Genomic DNA, 15,823 nt, shown 5'->3' on the forward strand with positions numbered 1-15,823 from the left:
CCACCCACTTCGCCCCTCTTTGCCTCCTGCCGCGTCGTCATCCCTGTATGAAATGCCGCCACTTGGGCAAGGCGGGCAAGGGCAAAGCCTCAGGCTGTGATCCCGGCGCTGTTAAAGCGGCGGCGGCTCGCTACACTGGCTGCTCTGTTGCCCAAGGAGGCCCCATGACTCACAAGATCATTCTGGATACCGATCCCGGTATCGATGACGCCATGGCAATTCTGTTTGCCGAAGCCCACCCCGCCATCGAGCTGCTCGCCATCACCACGGTATTTGGCAATGCCACCATCGAGAACGGCACCCACAACGCCCTCTGGCTAAAGCAGCAATACGGCATGAAGGCGGACGTGGCACAGGGGGCGGCCGCCCCGCTGCGGCGCGAGCCGGTGGGCCCGACCACCGTGGTGCACGGGCCGAGCGGGTTTGGGGACGTGACGGCGGGGGAAGTGACCCTGGCGCCGGATCCCCGGCCGGCTTGGCAGTATATCGTCGAGGCGGTGAAGGCCGCGCCCGGCGAGATCACCCTGGTCACCATAGGTCCGCTCACCAACCTGGCGCTGGCGCTGCAAGAGGCCCCCGAGATCACCGGCCTGGTGAAGCAGGTGGTGGTGATGGGGGGCGCGTTTGGCGTCAACGGTCATCGCGGCAACGTGACTCCCTATGCCGAGGCCAACATCCACGACGATCCGGATGCCGCCGACCGGGTGTTCACCGCCGACTGGCCGGTGGTGATCATCGGGCTGGATGTGACCCAGCAGAGCTTCTTCAGCAGCGCCTATCTCGACGCGCTGCGCGACGACGCGGGCGAGCCGGGGCGCTTCCTGTGGGATGTCAGCCGCTTCTATCTGCGCTTCTACTCGGAGCGGATCGGGCTCGACGGCTGCCACGTGCACGACCCGTCCGCCATCGCCTACGTGATCGATCCGACCCTGTTCACCCTGCGCGAGGGGCCGGTGCGGGTCATCAACGAGGGGCCCGCCATCGGTCACACCCTGCAGAAATTTGACGGCAAGTCCCACCCCCACGACGGCTGGGCCGATTATCGTGCCCAGCAGGTCGGGGTGGCGGTGCGGGATCAGGCGCTGCTGGCGCTCTATCGGGAGACGCTGGTGGCCTGGGGCCGCAGCCGCTAGCGGGCTCGGCGAGCAGGATGGCCTGCGGCCGGGCTTGAGACGCGGCTGTGATCCGCGCCAAACAATCGGGGGTCAGTTGCGGCTTATACTGTCCGCAACCGTGTGAAGAAGGAGAAACAGGATGGCCTGGTTGTCGTTGCTGGTGGCGATCGCCCTCATCTGGTGGTTGATGAAGCTGGGGCGTGGCGCCCTGTTCGAGATCCGGCTTGCGCCAGGCAAGGTGCAGGTCAAGCGGGGCAAGGTGTCGCCGGCGTTCATCGAGCAGGCCAGGCAGATCCTGCGCCACGAGACGGTGCGCGGGCGCATCCTGGGTCAGCGCGATGGCGACGGGGTCAAGCTGGTCTTCTCCCGCTCCATTCCCGAGCCGGTGGCTCAGCGCTTTCGCAATATCTTCCCCTATGGTGACTACCGGCTGGGGGCGGTGCCGCTCTCCGGCTCCAAACCGCGCAAGGGGTGAGTCGTCACTCACATAGCAAACGGGCCTCCACTGGAGGCCCGTTTCGTTATGGTCGGCGCGAGTTATTGGTGCAGGGCGCGCTGGGCCTTGACCGTCTCCGGCTTGATGGCCACCCCTTCATTGCCCCAGGAGGCACGCAGGGTGTTGACCAGCTCGGCGAGCTGCTGATCGTTGAGGGTCCAGCCATAACCCGGCATGTGGTAGCCGATGTTGCCCTGGGTGACCGGGGTCTCGGCGCCGTGCAGCAACACGTTGAGCAGGCTGCTCGGGTCCTCGGCCAGCACGGTCTGGTTGCTCACCAGCGAGGGGATGACGTGGTCATTGCCCTGGCCGTTGACCCCGTGGCAGGTGGAACAGTACATGGCGTAGTCCGCCTTGCCACCGGCGCTGGCGTAGGCCCGGTTGCCCTTGCTGGCCGCCGTGTCACCGTCGAGTTCGGTCAGGTAGGTGGCGATGCTGGCCAGATCGGCGTCGCTGAAGTACTGGCTGCTGTGCGTGATCACTTCCGCCATGGGGCCGCTGACGGCCTGATGCTGGCTGCGGCCGGTTTTCAGCAGGTCGATCAACGCCTGCTTGTCGTAGCGGGTGCCGCGAATGTTGGGGGCATACCAGCCATCCAGGGTGGCGCCGCTCAGATAGAGGGGATCTGCCTCGGTCAGGGCCTTTTCCTGCATGCCGAGCCCGCGCGGGGTGTGGCAGCTGCCGCAGTGGCCCGCCCCCTGCACCAGATAGGCGCCGCGATTCCACTCCTCGCTCTTGCCGGCCACTGGGGTAAAGCGACTGTCATCGTGATAGACCCAGTTCCAGCCGTTGAGCGGCCAGCGCATGTTGAGCGGCCAGGGGATGTCGCTCTCCTTGTTGGCAACCGCTTGCGGCTGCACATCCTGCATCAGGTAGTGGTAGAGGGCGGTGAGATCCTCGTCGCTCATCTTGGCGTAGGCGGTGTAGGGCATGGCCGGGTAGAGGGGATCGCCGCTGCGGGTGATCCCTTCGCGCATCACCTTGATGAACTCGGGCAGGCTGTAGTTGCCAATGCCGTGGGTCTTGTCGGGGGTGATGTTGGTGGCATAGACGGTGCCGATCGGGGTGGGGAAGCCCTTGCCACCGGCCAGCGGCTTGCTCGCCTCGCTGGTATGGCAGGCGGCGCAGTCCCCCAGCTTGGCCACGTATTCGCCGGCCGACATGGCAGGCGCGGCCTGCAGGGTGAAGGCGGGCAGGGCCAGCAGCACGGCGCTGGCTGTCAGGGTCAGGGAACGGATCATTTGGCACCTCCCTTGTGCATGGCAACCAGCTCGTTGACGGCGCGCCAGGCCTGATCGATGGCGGAGTGGGCGTAGGGGCTCCAGTCCGAGTCGGAGTTGGCGATGGTGATGTTGCCGACCGGCTGGCGACCCAGCTCGATCCACTTGTCGCACTGCTCCTCGTCATCGAACAGGGTGTTGGTGATGTAGGAGTAGCCGTGGGACCAGCGGTTGACCGTGATGGCGAGGATATCCTGCTCATGGTTGAAACCGGCGCTGCCCAGCATCCCCTGCAACTGTTCGCGGATCATCTGCTCGTGCTGCTCGAACGGCATGCCGAGGATCATGGCGCGCCCCTTGCGGGACTGCTCGCGGGCCGACAGACCGCTGCCAGGCAGGGTCGGCACGTAGACCATGTGCAGGCACATGGGCTGATCCGGGTTCTTGGGATGCTCGTAGCCGCCGAGGTTGACCGGGTAGTCGAGCTTGACCCGGCTGTAGGGGGCTGCGGGGGAGTAGACCTCGTGCACCCCCAGCTTGACGAAGGATTGCCAGTTCTTGATCACCACCTTGGTGTAGACCAGCGGCGCCTTGACGTTCTGGCGCAGCGCCTCCTTCTGGGGCTCCGCCATCTCGGGCACCATGTAGGGGATCATCATGTTGTAGCCGGCCATGATGGACTGCCTGGCCCGCACCCGGTGCAGTTTCCCCTCCTTGATGTAAGTGACGTCCACTCCCTGTTTGCCGTCTTTGAGCGGCACGTTTTTGGCCTGCAGCGCCGTGCTGCCAAGGCGCAGCTGCACCTTGTGCTCGGGCAGGTCGAGCTTGCTGTAGTCAAACTTGGCCAGCACCACGTCCTGCATGGTGTGGCCGGGGGCCACCTGCGGGATGAGCTTGCGCACCATCAAGCGGGTCAGGCCGGCGTTGCCGTCCGGGAAGTGGAAGATGTAGGGATCGTCCAGCTCCGCCTGCTCCTCGGCATCGAGCGGAGTCAGGTTCATGCCACCGAAACCGGGCAGGGCGCACAGGCGTGCATCGGCGCAGGCGGTGGCGTCGATGCCGACCGCCTGGAAGTCGTTGGTGCGTTGCTGGAAGTAGGTGATGGCCCGCTCGCTCAGGCCCACCTTGTCGCGCAGGAAGGTGGTGTAGCTGTTGCGGGTCATCCAGAGGTCTTTTTCCGCCTGGGTCATGCCGCTCAGATAGTCGGTCTTCTCCTCGTGCAGTGCCAGCAGGGCCGCCTTGTCGCTCTCATCGAGCGGGAAGTCGCCGATGAACTCTGCCAGCGGCCGCCCGTTCAGGCGATCGCGCGGGATGTCGTCGGCCACGTTGTGGCCCGGGTCACCGCTTACCACCTTGTTGACGCCAAAGTGCTTCTCGTCGAAGTAGACGCCGCGGCTCAGGCCCAGATCCGGGTAGAAGGTCTGCTGGAAGCCTTTGGCCAGCTCGTCGATGTTGACCTCGAGCGCCTTGAGCAGCCCCAGTGCCACCGGGCTGTAGACGGAGCGCGGCGATTGCAGGGATTCGCTGCCGCCGTAACCCAGCCGCAGGCCGTCCGGGGTGGTGAACTCGTTGCGCTTGGCATGGCCGCCGAAGTCGTCGTGGTTGTCGAGCAGCAGGATCTTTTTGTCCGCGCCGAGCAGTTGCTGATAGAAACAGGCGGCCGCCAGGCCGCTGATGCCGGCGCCGACGATCACCAGATCGTATTCGCCCTCGAGGGGAATGTTGGCGAAGTCATACTGTTTGCCGTCGCGGGCGATGCTGTGGGCCGGTTCGAAGGAGCCCGGGTGGTTGCCGCGCAGCCCGGTGAGAGCGGGCGGGTAGACCAGCGTTTTTTCAGCCAGTGCCGTGTCGCCTTCGGCCGCTTGCAGCAGCTTGATGGGGGCGACCCCGGCCGCAATGGTGATGGCGACGCCGTTGAGAAAGTCTCTGCGTGTGATGCTCATGGCAATCCCTGTGTATGAAGAGTCGAGTGAGAAATGGGATAAGGTTGAATTCGTGACTGGCGAGTAACGAAGGGGCGCAACCTACCGCCATATCCGGATGGAGTCCATGGGTTTGATAATAACTTATTAAACAAAATGATGGACCCTGTGATCGGCGAGACCTCATGAGATGCATGCGGTGTGCATGTTTGCGGGTAAAGCCGCACCAATCTCATGGAATTAATTGAAATTTAATTTGATTAATTATGGTTAATTTCGAGTCCCTTAATTGTTCTGCCTTGAGCGACCAAATGTGCGCGGATTTCAGCCCGGAATTTCGCCGGCTAGCCACAAAGGGGTGTCATTTGCCCTTGTTAAGTAAAGGGTTAAATCGCGGGATGTTTGTTTAATAAACAGATACAGGGTGAAATGGCACCAGCTGGCGATGAAAGGGGGTCGAGGCGGTTTTGATAATTTTCATGACGTCAAGGCATTAACATGCAACACACAGAAATCGCAATCCACACACAAGTGAAAGATTAATTTTTCATGTTGTTCACATCCCCCCCGGGTGAAATAGAATGCTGCGTTTTTCTTACAACTTTAGCCCTGCGAAGATGAGGACATTGCATGAGACCTTTTGATGTAAAGAGGGGCTTGGGCGCTTTGCTGTTGCTCGCGACTGCCGGCTTGCTGAGCGGCTGCGACATGGCTCTGATGAGCCCCAAGGGACAAGTTGGTCTGGAGCAGAAGTCACTGATACTGACCGCACTCGGCTTGATGCTGATCGTGGTGGTGCCGGTGATTGTGATGGCGGTGGCGTTCGCTTACAAATACCGAGCGTCCAACACCAAGGCCACCTATGCACCGGACTGGGCCCACTCCAACAAGATTGAAGCGGTCGTCTGGACCGTACCCGTCATCATTATCGCCATCCTGGCGGTGATCACCTGGAAAACCTCCCATTCTCTGGATCCCTACAAACCGTTGGAATCCGAGGTGAAACCGATCCAGGTCGATGTCATCTCCCTTGACTGGAAATGGTTGTTTGTCTATCCGGAACTGGGCATCGCCTCGGTCAACGAGCTGGCATTCCCGGTCAACACCCCGGTCAACTTCCGGGTGACGTCCGACACAGTGATGAACTCCTTCTTCATTCCCCAGCTGGGCGGCCAGATCTACGCCATGGCGGGCATGCAGACCAAGCTGCACCTGATCGCCAACGAGGCAGGCCAGTACAAGGGTATCTCGGGCGGCTACAGCGGCGCCGGTTTCTCCGGCATGAAGTTCAACGCCATCGCGACGCAGGATCAAGCCGGTTTCGACGCCTGGGTTGCCAAGGTGAAGGCCTCCTCCAAGGCGCTCAACACCATGGATGAGTTCAATGCCCTGGCCAAGAAGAGCGAAAACCACCCGGTGGAGTATTTCGCCAGCGCCGATCCCAAGCTGTTCGTCAACATCATCAACAAGTTCATGGGCGACATGAAGCACGGCGAGCACGCCGCCATGCAACACGGCGAAAAGCAGGCCGCGATGTCCCATGACGAGTCCATGAGCCACGAGGGGATGGAGCATGACGCCTCCATGAACCACGCAGACATGGAGCACGGCGACGCCATGCACCATGAGGCCCAGGGCGAGCAGATGGACCACGCCGGCCACATGCCGGCCGACAAGACTGTGAAAGCGGGTACTAACTGATGTTTGGAAAATTAACACTCGACGCTATTCCGTACCATGAACCCATCATCATGGTCACGATAGCCGGTATCATTCTGGGGGGCCTGGCCGTCGCCGGGCTCATCACCTATTTCGGCAAGTGGCAATATCTGTGGAAAGAGTGGCTCACCTCGGTGGACCACAAACGCCTCGGTATCATGTATCTCATCCTCGGCATGGTGATGCTGCTGCGCGGCTTTGCCGATGCGGTGATGATGCGTACCCAGCAGGTCATGGCCTCGGCCGGTGGCGAGGGCATACTGCCACCGCACCACTACGACCAGATCTTCACCGCCCACGGCGTCATCATGATCTTCTTCGTGGCCATGCCGCTGGTGATCGGCCTGATGAACATCGTGGTGCCGCTGCAGATCGGTGCCCGTGACGTCGCCTTCCCTTTCTTGAACAACCTGAGCTTCTGGTTCACCGCCGCAGCCGTGGTACTGATCAACGTCTCCCTCGGGGTCGGTGAATTTGCCCAGACCGGCTGGCTGGCCTATCCGCCCTTGTCTGGGCTGGAGTTCAGTCCGGGGGTCGGGGTCGATTACTGGATCTGGAGTTTGCAGATCTCGGGTCTGGGGACCTTGCTGACCGGCGTGAACTTCTTCGCCACCATCATCAAGATGCGCGCCCCTGGCATGACCATGATGCGCCTGCCGGTGTTCACCTGGACCGCCCTGTGCGCCAACGTGCTGATCATCGCCTCCTTCCCGATCCTGACCGTCACCATCGCCCTGCTCACCGCAGACCGCTACCTGGGTACCCATTTCTTTACCAATGACATGGGTGGCAACATGATGATGTACATCAACCTGATCTGGGCCTGGGGTCACCCCGAGGTGTACATCCTGGTACTGCCGGTCTTCGGGATCTTCTCCGAAGTGGTGGCCACCTTCTGCAAGAAGAAGCTGTTCGGTTACACCTCGCTGGTGTGGGCGACCATCGCCATTACCGTGCTCTCCTTCATTGTCTGGCTGCACCACTTCTTCACCATGGGGTCGGGCGCCAACGTGAATGCCTTCTTTGGCATCACCACCATGATCATCTCCATCCCGACCGGGGTGAAGATCTTCAACTGGTTGTTCACCATGTACCGCGGCCGCATCGAGTTCACCTCGCCCATGCTGTGGACCGTCGGTTTCATCATCACCTTCACCGTGGGTGGCATGACCGGTGTACTGCTCTCCGTGCCGGCCGCCAACTTCGTGCTGCACAACAGCCTGTTCCTGATCGCCCACTTCCACAACGTCATCATCGGCGGCGTGGTGTTCGGTTGCTTCGCCGGTATCACCTACTGGTTCCCGAAAGCGTTCGGCTTCAAGCTGGATGACGTCTGGGGCAAGCGTGCCTTCTGGTGCTGGATCACCGGCTTCTTCGTCGCCTTCATGCCGCTCTACGTACTGGGCTTCATGGGCATGACCCGTCGTGTCAGCCAGAACATCGATCCCGAGTTCCACGGCTGGCTGGTGGTGGCTGCCTGCGGTGCCGGTCTCATCGCGCTGGGCGTTCTGTGCCAGGTGATCCAGATCGTGGTCAGTATCCGCGACCGCGAGAAGAACCGTGACCTGACCGGCGATCCCTGGGGCGGTCGTACCCTGGAGTGGTCCACTTCCTCGCCGCCTCCCTTCTACAACTTCGCCATCGAGCCGAAGATCAAGGGACTGGATGCGTTCTGGGAAGCCAAGCAGGACGGTTCCGCTTATCAGCAGCCCAAGCACTATGACCCGATCCACATGCCGAAAAACTCCGGTGCCGGCGTCATCATCGCCGCCTTCAGCGTGGTGTTCGGCTTTGCCATGATCTGGCACATCTGGTGGATGGCCATCGCCGGCTTCGTCGGCATGATCGCCACCTGGATCATCCACAGCTTCAACGACGACGTGGACTACTACGTGCAGGTTGACGAGATCGAGCGGATCGAGCGTCAGCATTTTGAAAATATCAACAAGGTGGCTTAATTCCATGGCGACTGACGTTCTACATCACACCCAGGGTGCCCATGAGGATGGGCACCACGATGCCGGTGCCAACAAGGTATTCGGCTTCTGGATCTACCTGATGAGTGACTGCATCCTGTTCGCGACCCTGTTCGCGACCTATGCGGTCCTGGTCAACGGCACTGCCGGCGGCCCGAGCGGTAAGGACATCTTCGAACTGCCGTTCGTGTTTGCCGAAACCATGCTGCTGCTGCTGAGCTCCATCACCTTCGGCTTCGGCATGCTGGCCATGAACAAGAACAAGGTCGCGGCGGTCAACACCTGGCTGTTCATCACCTTCCTGTTCGGCGCCGGCTTCATCGCGATGGAGATCTATGAATTCCATCACCTGATTGTCGAGGGCTACGGTCCGGATCGCAGCGGCTTCCTCTCTGCCTTCTTCACCCTGGTGGGCACCCACGGTATCCACGTGACCAGCGGTCTTGTCTGGATCATCGTGATGATGGTGCTGGTCGCCAAGAAGGGGCTGACCGATCGCAACCGTACCCGTCTGATGTGCCTGAGCCTGTTCTGGCACTTCCTCGACGTGGTGTGGATCTGCGTCTTCACCGTGGTCTACCTGATGGGGGTCATGTAAATGAGTCATTCTGTTGACAATCACGGCGCCAGCCACGGCAGCGCCAAGAGCTACCTGATCGGCTTCGTGCTGTCCCTGATCCTGACCGCGGTGCCGTTCTGGATGGTGATGGACGGCTCCGCTTCCCACACCACCGTGCTGGCTACCGTGGTCGGCATGGCGGTGGTGCAGATCTTCGTGCATCTGGTCTACTTCCTGCACATGAACACCTCGTCCGAGGAGCGCTGGAACCTGGTGGCACTGATCTTTACCGTGCTCATCATCGCCATCGTGGTCGTGGGTTCCCTGTGGATCATGTACAACCTCAACATCAACATGATGGTTCACTGAGCAGGTTGGCAATGATGATGAAGCAATACCTGCAAGTGACCAAGCCGGGCATCATTTTCGGTAACCTCATCTCGGTTATCGGAGGGTTCCTGCTGGCCTCCAAGGGGAGCCTGGATGTGCCCCTGTTCATTCTGACCATGGCTGGTGTATCACTGGTGGTCGCCTCCGGTTGCGTGTTCAACAACTACATCGACCGGGACATCGACTGCATCATGGAGCGCACCAAGAACCGTGCTCTGGTGAAGGGTCTGATCGCCCCCGGCGTATCGCTCTGGTATGCCACCGCGCTCGGCATTGCGGGCATTGCACTGCTCTACTTTGCGGCCAATCCGTTGGCCGCTTTGCTGGCGGTGCTGGGCTTCATTGTCTATGTGGGGGTCTACAGCCTCTACATGAAGCGTCACTCGGTCTACGGCACCCTGGTCGGCAGCCTCTCCGGCGCCGCGCCGCCGGTCATCGGCTACTGCGCGGTGAGCGGTCAGTTCGACTCGGGGGCGCTGATCCTGCTGGCGATCTTCAGCCTGTGGCAGATGCCGCACTCCTATGCGATCGCGATTTTCCGCTTCAAGGATTACCAGGCGGCCAACATCCCGGTACTGCCGGTGGTGAAGGGGATCCCGGTGGCCAAGCTCCACATCACCCTCTACATCCTGGCCTTCATGGTGCCGACCCTGATGCTGTTCCTCGGCGGTTACGCCGGCTACAAGTATCTGGTGGTGGCCACCGCGGTCAGCGTCTGGTGGCTGGGGATGGCGCTGTCTGGCTACAAGGCGGCGGTGGATGACTCCCTGTGGGCGCGCAAGCTGTTCATGTTCTCCATCGTCACCATCACTTGCCTCAGCGTGATGATGTCGGTGGACTTCCAGCCGGAGGCCGAGCCTGCGGTGCTGGTGAGCATGCTGCCCTAAGGTGCATACCTGTCATGCTCCGTGTTGTGATGCGACGCGGGAAAATCAGTAGAATCCAGAGCCGGGAACCTTCCCGGCTCTGTTATTATGGGGCCGCCCCGTCGGGCACTTTTCCCCTCTGCCGGGTGTGGCATGGCGCGTGTCGGCCGCCCCTTGAGTCTTCCTTTTCCCTGACCTATCGAGGCCATCATGAATGATTTCACCATGACGAGGGGCGAGCGCCGTGCCACCTGGGCGCTCGGCTCCGTCTTCTCGTTGCGCATGCTCGGCATGTTTATGGTGCTGCCGGTGCTGACCACCTACGGCATGTCGCTGGCGGGAGCCTCCGAGGCGCTGATCGGCCTGGCCATCGGCATCTACGGCATGACCCAGGCGCTGTTCCAGATCCCGTTCGGCCTGCTCTCCGACAAGGTGGGCCGCAAGCCCCTCATCGTCGGCGGCCTGCTGATGTTTGCCCTCGGCAGCGTGATCGCGGCGCTGACCCACTCCATCTGGGGCGTGATCCTTGGCCGTGCCCTGCAGGGCAGCGGCGCCATCTCGGCTGCCGTGATGGCGCTCTTGTCGGATCTCACCCGCGAGCAGAACCGCACCAAGGCGATGGCCTTCATCGGGGTGAGCTTTGGCATCACCTTCGCCATCGCCATGGTGACCGGCCCCCTCATCACTCATGCGCTGGGGCTATCCGGCCTGTTCTGGCTGATCGCCCTGCTGGCGCTGGGGGGCATCGCCGTTACCCTCTGGCTGGTGCCTACCCCGAGCGGCCACCTGCTCAATCGCGAGTCCGGCATGGTGAAGGGGGGAATGCGCACCGTGCTGACCAACCCGCGCCTGCTCAAGCTCAACTTCGGCATCCTCTGCGTGCACACCCTGCTGATGTCGAGCTTCGTGGCGCTGCCGCCGCTGCTGGAGCGCGCTGGTTTGCCCCGCGACAGCCAGTGGCAGGCCTATCTGGTCACCATGCTGATCGCCTTCGTCAGCGTGGTGCCGTTCATCATCTATGCCGAGAAGCGCAGAAAGATGAAGCGGGTGTTCCAGATCTGCGTGCTGGTGATGCTCGTCGCCGAGCTGGTGCTCTGGCAAAGCGGCCTGCAGCTGTGGGGCCTGCTCGCCGGCCTGCAGATCTTCTTCATCGGTTTCAACGTGATGGAAGCGCTGCTGCCCTCTCTTATCAGCAAGGAGTCGCCCCCCGGCTACAAGGGCACCGCCATGGGGATCTACTCCACCAGCCAGTTCATCGGGGTGGCCATCGGTGGCAGCCTCGGCGGCCTGCTCTACAGCCTGGGCGGCGGCGCCCTGGTGTTTGGCGGCTGCGCCGCGCTGGCCCTGGTCTGGCTCGGGGTGAGCCTCACCATGGCCGAGCCCCCCTATGTGAGCAGCCTGCGCATCGTATTGCCGGAAGGGGTGGCGGCCGACGCGGCGCTGGAGCAGAAGATCCGCGCCTGCGAGGGGGTGAGCGACGTGCTGCTGGCCGCCTCGGAACGTTCCGTCTATGTGAAGGTGGACAGCAAGCGCCTGAGCCGGCGCGATCTGGAGTCGCTGGTCGCCGCCTGAGGACGCCTGCCTGCATGAAAAAGCCCGCCAATTCGGCGGGCTTTTTATTGGGCAGTATTCAGCTGGATTGTGCTCAGCTGGGTCGTGCTCCGTCAGTCAGCCAGGCAGCGCTGCTCGGCGGGCAGGCTCGCGGCCTCCCCCAGCAGCAGGGTGCTGAGGGCCGTCTGGGCGCAGCGGGAGCTGTTGAGCTGGCCATGCTGGTTGCTCTGCTCTACCAGCACCAGGCGGGCGGCGCTGCCAAAGGCGGCCTGCATCTGGCGAGCACTGGCGAAGGGAGTGTTGGGATCGTACTCGGCGCCGAGCACCAGGGCCCTGGCATCATCAGGCAGCCTTATCTCGCCGGCGCCGTAGCTGGCGATGGGCTGGCGCGGATGAGGCCAGTCGGCGCAGGTGTTGAAGCTGTTGGCCAGCAGCAGGGCGCCGGCCCCCTGGAAGGCGGCATCTTCCGGGTCCAGTGTTTGCCAGCCATAGGGCTCGCTGTTGTCGGTGCAGTGGATGGCGCTGAAGAAGGGCATCTCCTGCAGCGTTGAATAGGGGTTTTCGTCGGCCTGCTCCTTGGCGAGGCGGGCCAGCAGGGGGCCGGCATCGTCCTGCTGCCAGAAGGCGAGCTGATCGTCGCGCCGGCTGCCGCTGATGGCATCGCTCATCACCGCTTCCCAGCGGTCGCGGTCGAGCACATTGCCCTGGTTGTCCACATAGCGGCCGTTGTCACGCACCTGGCGGGTCACCGCCATGCTGCGCTGCAGCGCCTGATCCCCGAAGCGCCAGGCCAGGATGCGATTGGCATTCTCGGCATCGCCGCGGAAGATGGCCGGGTAGCGGTTCTCGGCGGGGGACATCGGCGAGTCGACCACCAGATTGGCCACGTGGCTCGGGTAGCGGGCGGCATAGAGGGCAGCCAGGCGTGTGCCGTAGGAGAAGGTGATGGGGGTGATCCGCTCGCGCCCCAGGTGCTGGCGCAGGCGCTCCATGTCCTCGACCACGGCCCGCGAGCCCAGGTGCGGTGCATGCAGCCGCAACGGCTTGTCGCAGCGCGCCAGGAGGGCCGTGCTGAAGGCCTTGCCTTGATCGGCCCCGCTCTGGAGCGCCGGCAGGGCGCCTTTGTCCCGGCTGGTGAACAGTTGGGCGAGCTGCGCCGGGCTCATGTCTGGCCGAACGCCTTGCTTGTCGGTCAGCAGGCAGCTGCGCAGTTCGTGGCCGAGGGCGCTGTAACCGGCCCCGCGGGGATCCAGGGTGACGATGTCGTAGTGCTCAAGGATGGCGGGGTTGGCGCTGCGCAGCAGGTCGAGCAGGAGGCCAAGATCCGGGGTGGCCGAGGTGGGGCCGCCCGGGTTGTAGAACAGAGTGCCGCGATAGTCGCCGCTGGCGCGATAGTGCAGATAGAAGATATCCAGGGTGTCGCCCTTGACCGTGCGGGTCTCTTGTTTGACATGGGGGCGGACGGGCTTGTCCGGCCAGGAGGAGAAGCGGGGGCTGTTGTCGGCGAAGAGGGAACTGTCGGCGCGTGCAGCGGAGCGCTTTTCCCACTTGGTCTCCTTGATCTGGACCCACTCCTTGTCGTAATCGAGCGGCGCCGTCAGGTAGTGGCAACTGACCTGACTGGCGGGAATGGCGATGCCGTCCTCCTGCCAGCCCTGGCGCAGCTGTTGGCAGACCTGGCCGGCGTCATAGCCGGCGCGAATATGGCGGGCCTGGAAGGGCTCTTCTTTTTTTTCCAGATTGCAGCCTGCCAGCAATGCCGGTGCCAGCAGGGTCATGAGCAGCGTGTATTTCATTGTCTATTTCCATTTATCTAGCCTGAACCCCGAAATAGTACGGGGACGGGCCGACCGGATGGCAGCCGGAAGTTGTATGGAAATATTGCAAGGTGTGTCGATTTACATATTTCTGGTGATATTTGATGGCCCAGTTGATCTATTTGAAAATAATGACCGGCAACGCGCACCGTTATTTTATGCGGGATCAATAACGGCGGCGCAACCGGTCGGCGCAGGGGCTGGTACTGGCGTTATATTGGGTGAAAATCTTGTCCAAGATGGCGATGCTGTTTTCTCACCCTTGTAACGTGTTGAACATTCAAGAACAAAAGTTGATTGAAAGGTAGTTTTTTCTGGACTCCATTGAGTTCTAGTGATAGCGTGCCACGGCCATGAAATGGCATAAACATAACAATAGATAAATTTGGGTTAATACAATGCAATGGTATCTTTCTGCTCTTAAAAAATATGCAGTACTGCGCGGGCGAGCTCGACGTAAAGAGTACTGGATGTTCAGCCTGTTCAACTTTTTGGTTGCTTGCATCATTGGTGTGGTGTGTGTCTTGTCTGCTAGTCCAGAAGTGGGTGTATCAGTTCTCTGTATTTATTTACTATTGGTTGCCTTCCCTGGTTTTGCGGTGACGGTACGCCGGTTGCACGATATCGACCGTAGTGGCTGGTGGATCCTCATCTCTTGTGTTCCTGTGGTGGGCCCCTTTATTTTGCTCTACTTCAGTTTCTGCGCAGGGACTACGGGAGAGAACCGTTTTGGTGATGATCCCAAAGCAATATAATCATTAGCGACAGAATAAAAAAACCGCCATTCGGCGGTTTTTTTATTAGACATGACTCAACGCTCCAGCAGGGGGGCGGAGCGGTAGCTCCAGAGCCCGTAGGTGCGCAGGGCATCGCGGTAGATGCCGAGCAGCTCGCTGTCGCTCACCTTGGCAAGCTCGGAGAGCGACTTGTCGGGATAGCTGACGCTGTCTATCCGGATCCCGGCCGGCCCGCTCTGCCAGCAGGCGATCTCCAGCAGGGTCTGGCCCCGGCGCACATGGCTGGCGGAGCTCACCAGGGTGGCGTACTCGATCTGGTGGCGGGCGAGGGCATAGCCGCTGTAGAGGGCGTTCTCCACCGTGCTGGTGGCGTAGTTCTCCTCGATGATGCGGGAGCGGTCGATCCCCTTTTTCACCAGCCAGTCGGCCATCAGCTTGCCCTCGGTCTGACGGTTCTGGGGCACGCCGCCGGTCAGGATGATGAGGGCCGCCGGGTTGGCCTTGGCCAGCGCCCGGGTGGTTTCCAGCCGGCCCAGCAGGATGTCGTGCATGGAGCCGTCGGGATTGAGGGCATAGCCCAGGGTGACGATGGCCCGGTTGCCCGGCTTGGGTGAGCGCTCCCCCTGCTCCTTGAGCGGGGTGGCGATGACGCGCTCGACCGTGTCGAAGATGCGCTGCAGATCGGCAGCCCTGCCGGGATTGAGGGTCGCCAGCTTGCTCTGATACCCCTTGGCGGCGGCCTCGTTGTGCTTGAAGGTCTGCCAGGTGGCGAGGTAGCTCAGCAGGTCGATGTCATCGGGCGCGGTGCTGAGGGCCTGCTCGAACAGGCCGATGGCCTTGTCCACGTTGCCGTTGTAGATCTGGGCGTTGGCCGCCGAGATGAGCAGGTCGGTGCGATAGGGCTCGAGCTGGTAGGCCTGCAGCAGCAGCTCGGTCACCTGCTCCATGTTGCTCGGCATCTTGGCGGTGAAGCCGGCGGTGGAGATGCGGGCGGGGGATTTGAAGATCTGCCAGGCGTCTGCCAGCAGCTGATCTACCACCTGGCGCTTGCTGATGTACTGATCGTAATTCTGCTCCTTTTGCAGGGAGCGTACCGGAGCAGCCCAGGCTGCGGAAGGGAGCACGGCAGGCAGTGTCAGCAGGCCGGCCAGCGTCAGGGCAATCGCGGTTCTTTTCATCATGATGGCGTTCCACCGAAGGTTGATGGCACCAGGCCATTCCAGGACCATGGGGCTTTTTCAATAAAAACATAAACTTGGTGATTGGCCAGTGTACCGCGTCGCGGCGTGAAAAAACGTGAACCGCTTCGGTTATCCGGGGAAGGGGGTGGCGCCTGCTTAACCAAGTGTTGCAGGGAGTGCTTTCCCTGTGGGTTTGCTCAGTTGCGGCGCAATCCTGCCGCGTTTTGGGTAAGGCTCGCCGCAGCCGTGAAAAAGTTGGCGGGGCCAATCGTTT

Annotated in this window: 14 protein-coding genes; 10 read left to right on the plus strand and 4 right to left on the minus strand. The window is 61.7% G+C overall.

Annotated elements, in window-relative coordinates:
* Positions 1 to 164: 164 nt before the first annotated feature.
* Together ACB032_RS02750 and ACB032_RS02755 are read left to right on the plus strand one after the other, a co-directional pair.
* The gene (locus tag ACB032_RS02750; RefSeq protein WP_060390102.1) at positions 165 to 1,133 is read left to right on the plus strand and encodes a nucleoside hydrolase; all 969 of its coding nucleotides are present in this window, start codon (positions 165 to 167) and stop codon (positions 1,131 to 1,133) included.
* 121 nt (positions 1,134 to 1,254) lie between these two features.
* Complete coding sequence (locus tag ACB032_RS02755) at positions 1,255 to 1,590, plus strand: DUF3634 family protein (protein WP_017410690.1); 336 nt, start codon at positions 1,255 to 1,257, stop codon at positions 1,588 to 1,590.
* A gap of 62 nt (positions 1,591 to 1,652) precedes the next feature.
* Here ACB032_RS02755 and ACB032_RS02760 read toward each other — a convergent pair whose 3' ends face one another.
* A complete protein-coding gene (locus ACB032_RS02760; RefSeq protein WP_371137295.1) occupies positions 1,653 to 2,852 on the minus strand; it encodes a cytochrome c in 1,200 nt (399 codons plus the stop codon).
* On the minus strand, positions 2,849 to 4,774 hold the full coding sequence (locus ACB032_RS02765) for an NAD(P)-binding protein (protein ID WP_371137296.1): 1,926 nt from the start codon (positions 4,772 to 4,774) through the stop codon (positions 2,849 to 2,851). Before ACB032_RS02765 ends, ACB032_RS02760 begins: the two co-directional genes overlap by 4 nt.
* A gap of 609 nt (positions 4,775 to 5,383) precedes the next feature.
* Here ACB032_RS02765 and cyoA point away from each other — a divergent pair.
* The 6 genes from cyoA (at position 5,384) to ACB032_RS02795 (ending at position 11,835) form a co-directional block, all read left to right on the plus strand.
* The gene (gene cyoA, locus ACB032_RS02770; RefSeq protein WP_077392289.1) at positions 5,384 to 6,454 is read left to right on the plus strand and encodes a cytochrome o ubiquinol oxidase subunit II; all 1,071 of its coding nucleotides are present in this window, start codon (positions 5,384 to 5,386) and stop codon (positions 6,452 to 6,454) included.
* Complete coding sequence (gene cyoB, locus ACB032_RS02775; protein WP_016351430.1) at positions 6,454 to 8,430, plus strand: cytochrome o ubiquinol oxidase subunit I; 1,977 nt, start codon at positions 6,454 to 6,456, stop codon at positions 8,428 to 8,430. The genes cyoA and cyoB overlap by 1 nt, the downstream gene beginning before the upstream one ends.
* A gap of 4 nt (positions 8,431 to 8,434) precedes the next feature.
* Positions 8,435 to 9,046 carry a cytochrome o ubiquinol oxidase subunit III gene (locus ACB032_RS02780; protein WP_045789368.1) on the plus strand — a complete coding sequence of 204 codons (612 nt, stop codon included), beginning with the start codon at positions 8,435 to 8,437 and terminating at the stop codon, positions 9,044 to 9,046.
* Positions 9,047 to 9,376 (plus strand): cytochrome o ubiquinol oxidase subunit IV, encoded by a 330-nt coding sequence (locus ACB032_RS02785; RefSeq protein WP_005302933.1) that lies wholly within the window; start codon positions 9,047 to 9,049, stop codon positions 9,374 to 9,376.
* 11 nt (positions 9,377 to 9,387) lie between these two features.
* Positions 9,388 to 10,284 carry a heme o synthase gene (gene cyoE / locus ACB032_RS02790; RefSeq protein ID WP_005302932.1) on the plus strand — a complete coding sequence of 299 codons (897 nt, stop codon included), beginning with the start codon at positions 9,388 to 9,390 and terminating at the stop codon, positions 10,282 to 10,284.
* Between the two features lie 189 nt (positions 10,285 to 10,473).
* Complete coding sequence (locus tag ACB032_RS02795; RefSeq protein WP_319898709.1) at positions 10,474 to 11,835, plus strand: MFS transporter; 1,362 nt, start codon at positions 10,474 to 10,476, stop codon at positions 11,833 to 11,835.
* Between the two features lie 92 nt (positions 11,836 to 11,927).
* Here ACB032_RS02795 and ACB032_RS02800 read toward each other — a convergent pair whose 3' ends face one another.
* Entirely contained in the window at positions 11,928 to 13,610 is a 1,683-nt protein-coding gene (locus ACB032_RS02800) for an alpha/beta hydrolase (RefSeq protein ID WP_371137297.1), read from the minus strand.
* A 76-nt stretch (positions 13,611 to 13,686) separates the two neighbouring features.
* Here ACB032_RS02800 and ACB032_RS02805 point away from each other — a divergent pair, with 76 nt between their 5' ends.
* Complete coding sequence (locus tag ACB032_RS02805; protein WP_371137298.1) at positions 13,687 to 13,899, plus strand: hypothetical protein; 213 nt, start codon at positions 13,687 to 13,689, stop codon at positions 13,897 to 13,899.
* Positions 13,900 to 14,029: 130 nt separating this feature from the next.
* Complete coding sequence (locus tag ACB032_RS02810; RefSeq protein WP_371137299.1) at positions 14,030 to 14,386, plus strand: DUF805 domain-containing protein; 357 nt, start codon at positions 14,030 to 14,032, stop codon at positions 14,384 to 14,386.
* 56 nt (positions 14,387 to 14,442) lie between these two features.
* Here the strand turns inward: ACB032_RS02810 and ACB032_RS02815 are convergent, their stop codons facing one another.
* On the minus strand, positions 14,443 to 15,597 hold the full coding sequence (locus tag ACB032_RS02815) for an ElyC/SanA/YdcF family protein (protein WP_371137300.1): 1,155 nt from the start codon (positions 15,595 to 15,597) through the stop codon (positions 14,443 to 14,445).
* Between the last annotated feature and the right edge of the window lie 226 nt (positions 15,598 to 15,823).

It is taken from the genome of Aeromonas sp. S5(2024), from assembly GCF_041403025.1.
In the GTDB taxonomy this organism is placed as follows: Bacteria; Pseudomonadota; Gammaproteobacteria; order Enterobacterales; family Aeromonadaceae; genus Aeromonas; species Aeromonas hydrophila.

Coding starts and splice junctions, on each gene's coding strand:
- ACB032_RS02750 (WP_060390102.1), top strand. CDS start 165: ATGACTCACAAGATCATTCTGGATACCGATCCCGGTATCGATGACGCC.
- ACB032_RS02755 (WP_017410690.1), top strand. CDS start 1,255: ATGGCCTGGTTGTCGTTGCTGGTGGCGATCGCCCTCATCTGGTGGTTG.
- ACB032_RS02760 (WP_371137295.1), bottom strand. CDS start 2,852: ATGATCCGTTCCCTGACCCTGACAGCCAGCGCCGTGCTGCTGGCCCTG.
- ACB032_RS02765 (WP_371137296.1), bottom strand. CDS start 4,774: ATGAGCATCACACGCAGAGACTTTCTCAACGGCGTCGCCATCACCATT.
- cyoA (WP_077392289.1), top strand. CDS start 5,384: ATGAGACCTTTTGATGTAAAGAGGGGCTTGGGCGCTTTGCTGTTGCTC.
- cyoB (WP_016351430.1), top strand. CDS start 6,454: ATGTTTGGAAAATTAACACTCGACGCTATTCCGTACCATGAACCCATC.
- ACB032_RS02780 (WP_045789368.1), top strand. CDS start 8,435: ATGGCGACTGACGTTCTACATCACACCCAGGGTGCCCATGAGGATGGG.
- ACB032_RS02785 (WP_005302933.1), top strand. CDS start 9,047: ATGAGTCATTCTGTTGACAATCACGGCGCCAGCCACGGCAGCGCCAAG.
- cyoE (WP_005302932.1), top strand. CDS start 9,388: ATGATGATGAAGCAATACCTGCAAGTGACCAAGCCGGGCATCATTTTC.
- ACB032_RS02795 (WP_319898709.1), top strand. CDS start 10,474: ATGAATGATTTCACCATGACGAGGGGCGAGCGCCGTGCCACCTGGGCG.
- ACB032_RS02800 (WP_371137297.1), bottom strand. CDS start 13,610: ATGAAATACACGCTGCTCATGACCCTGCTGGCACCGGCATTGCTGGCA.
- ACB032_RS02805 (WP_371137298.1), top strand. CDS start 13,687: ATGGAAATATTGCAAGGTGTGTCGATTTACATATTTCTGGTGATATTT.
- ACB032_RS02810 (WP_371137299.1), top strand. CDS start 14,030: ATGCAATGGTATCTTTCTGCTCTTAAAAAATATGCAGTACTGCGCGGG.
- ACB032_RS02815 (WP_371137300.1), bottom strand. CDS start 15,597: ATGGTCCTGGAATGGCCTGGTGCCATCAACCTTCGGTGGAACGCCATC.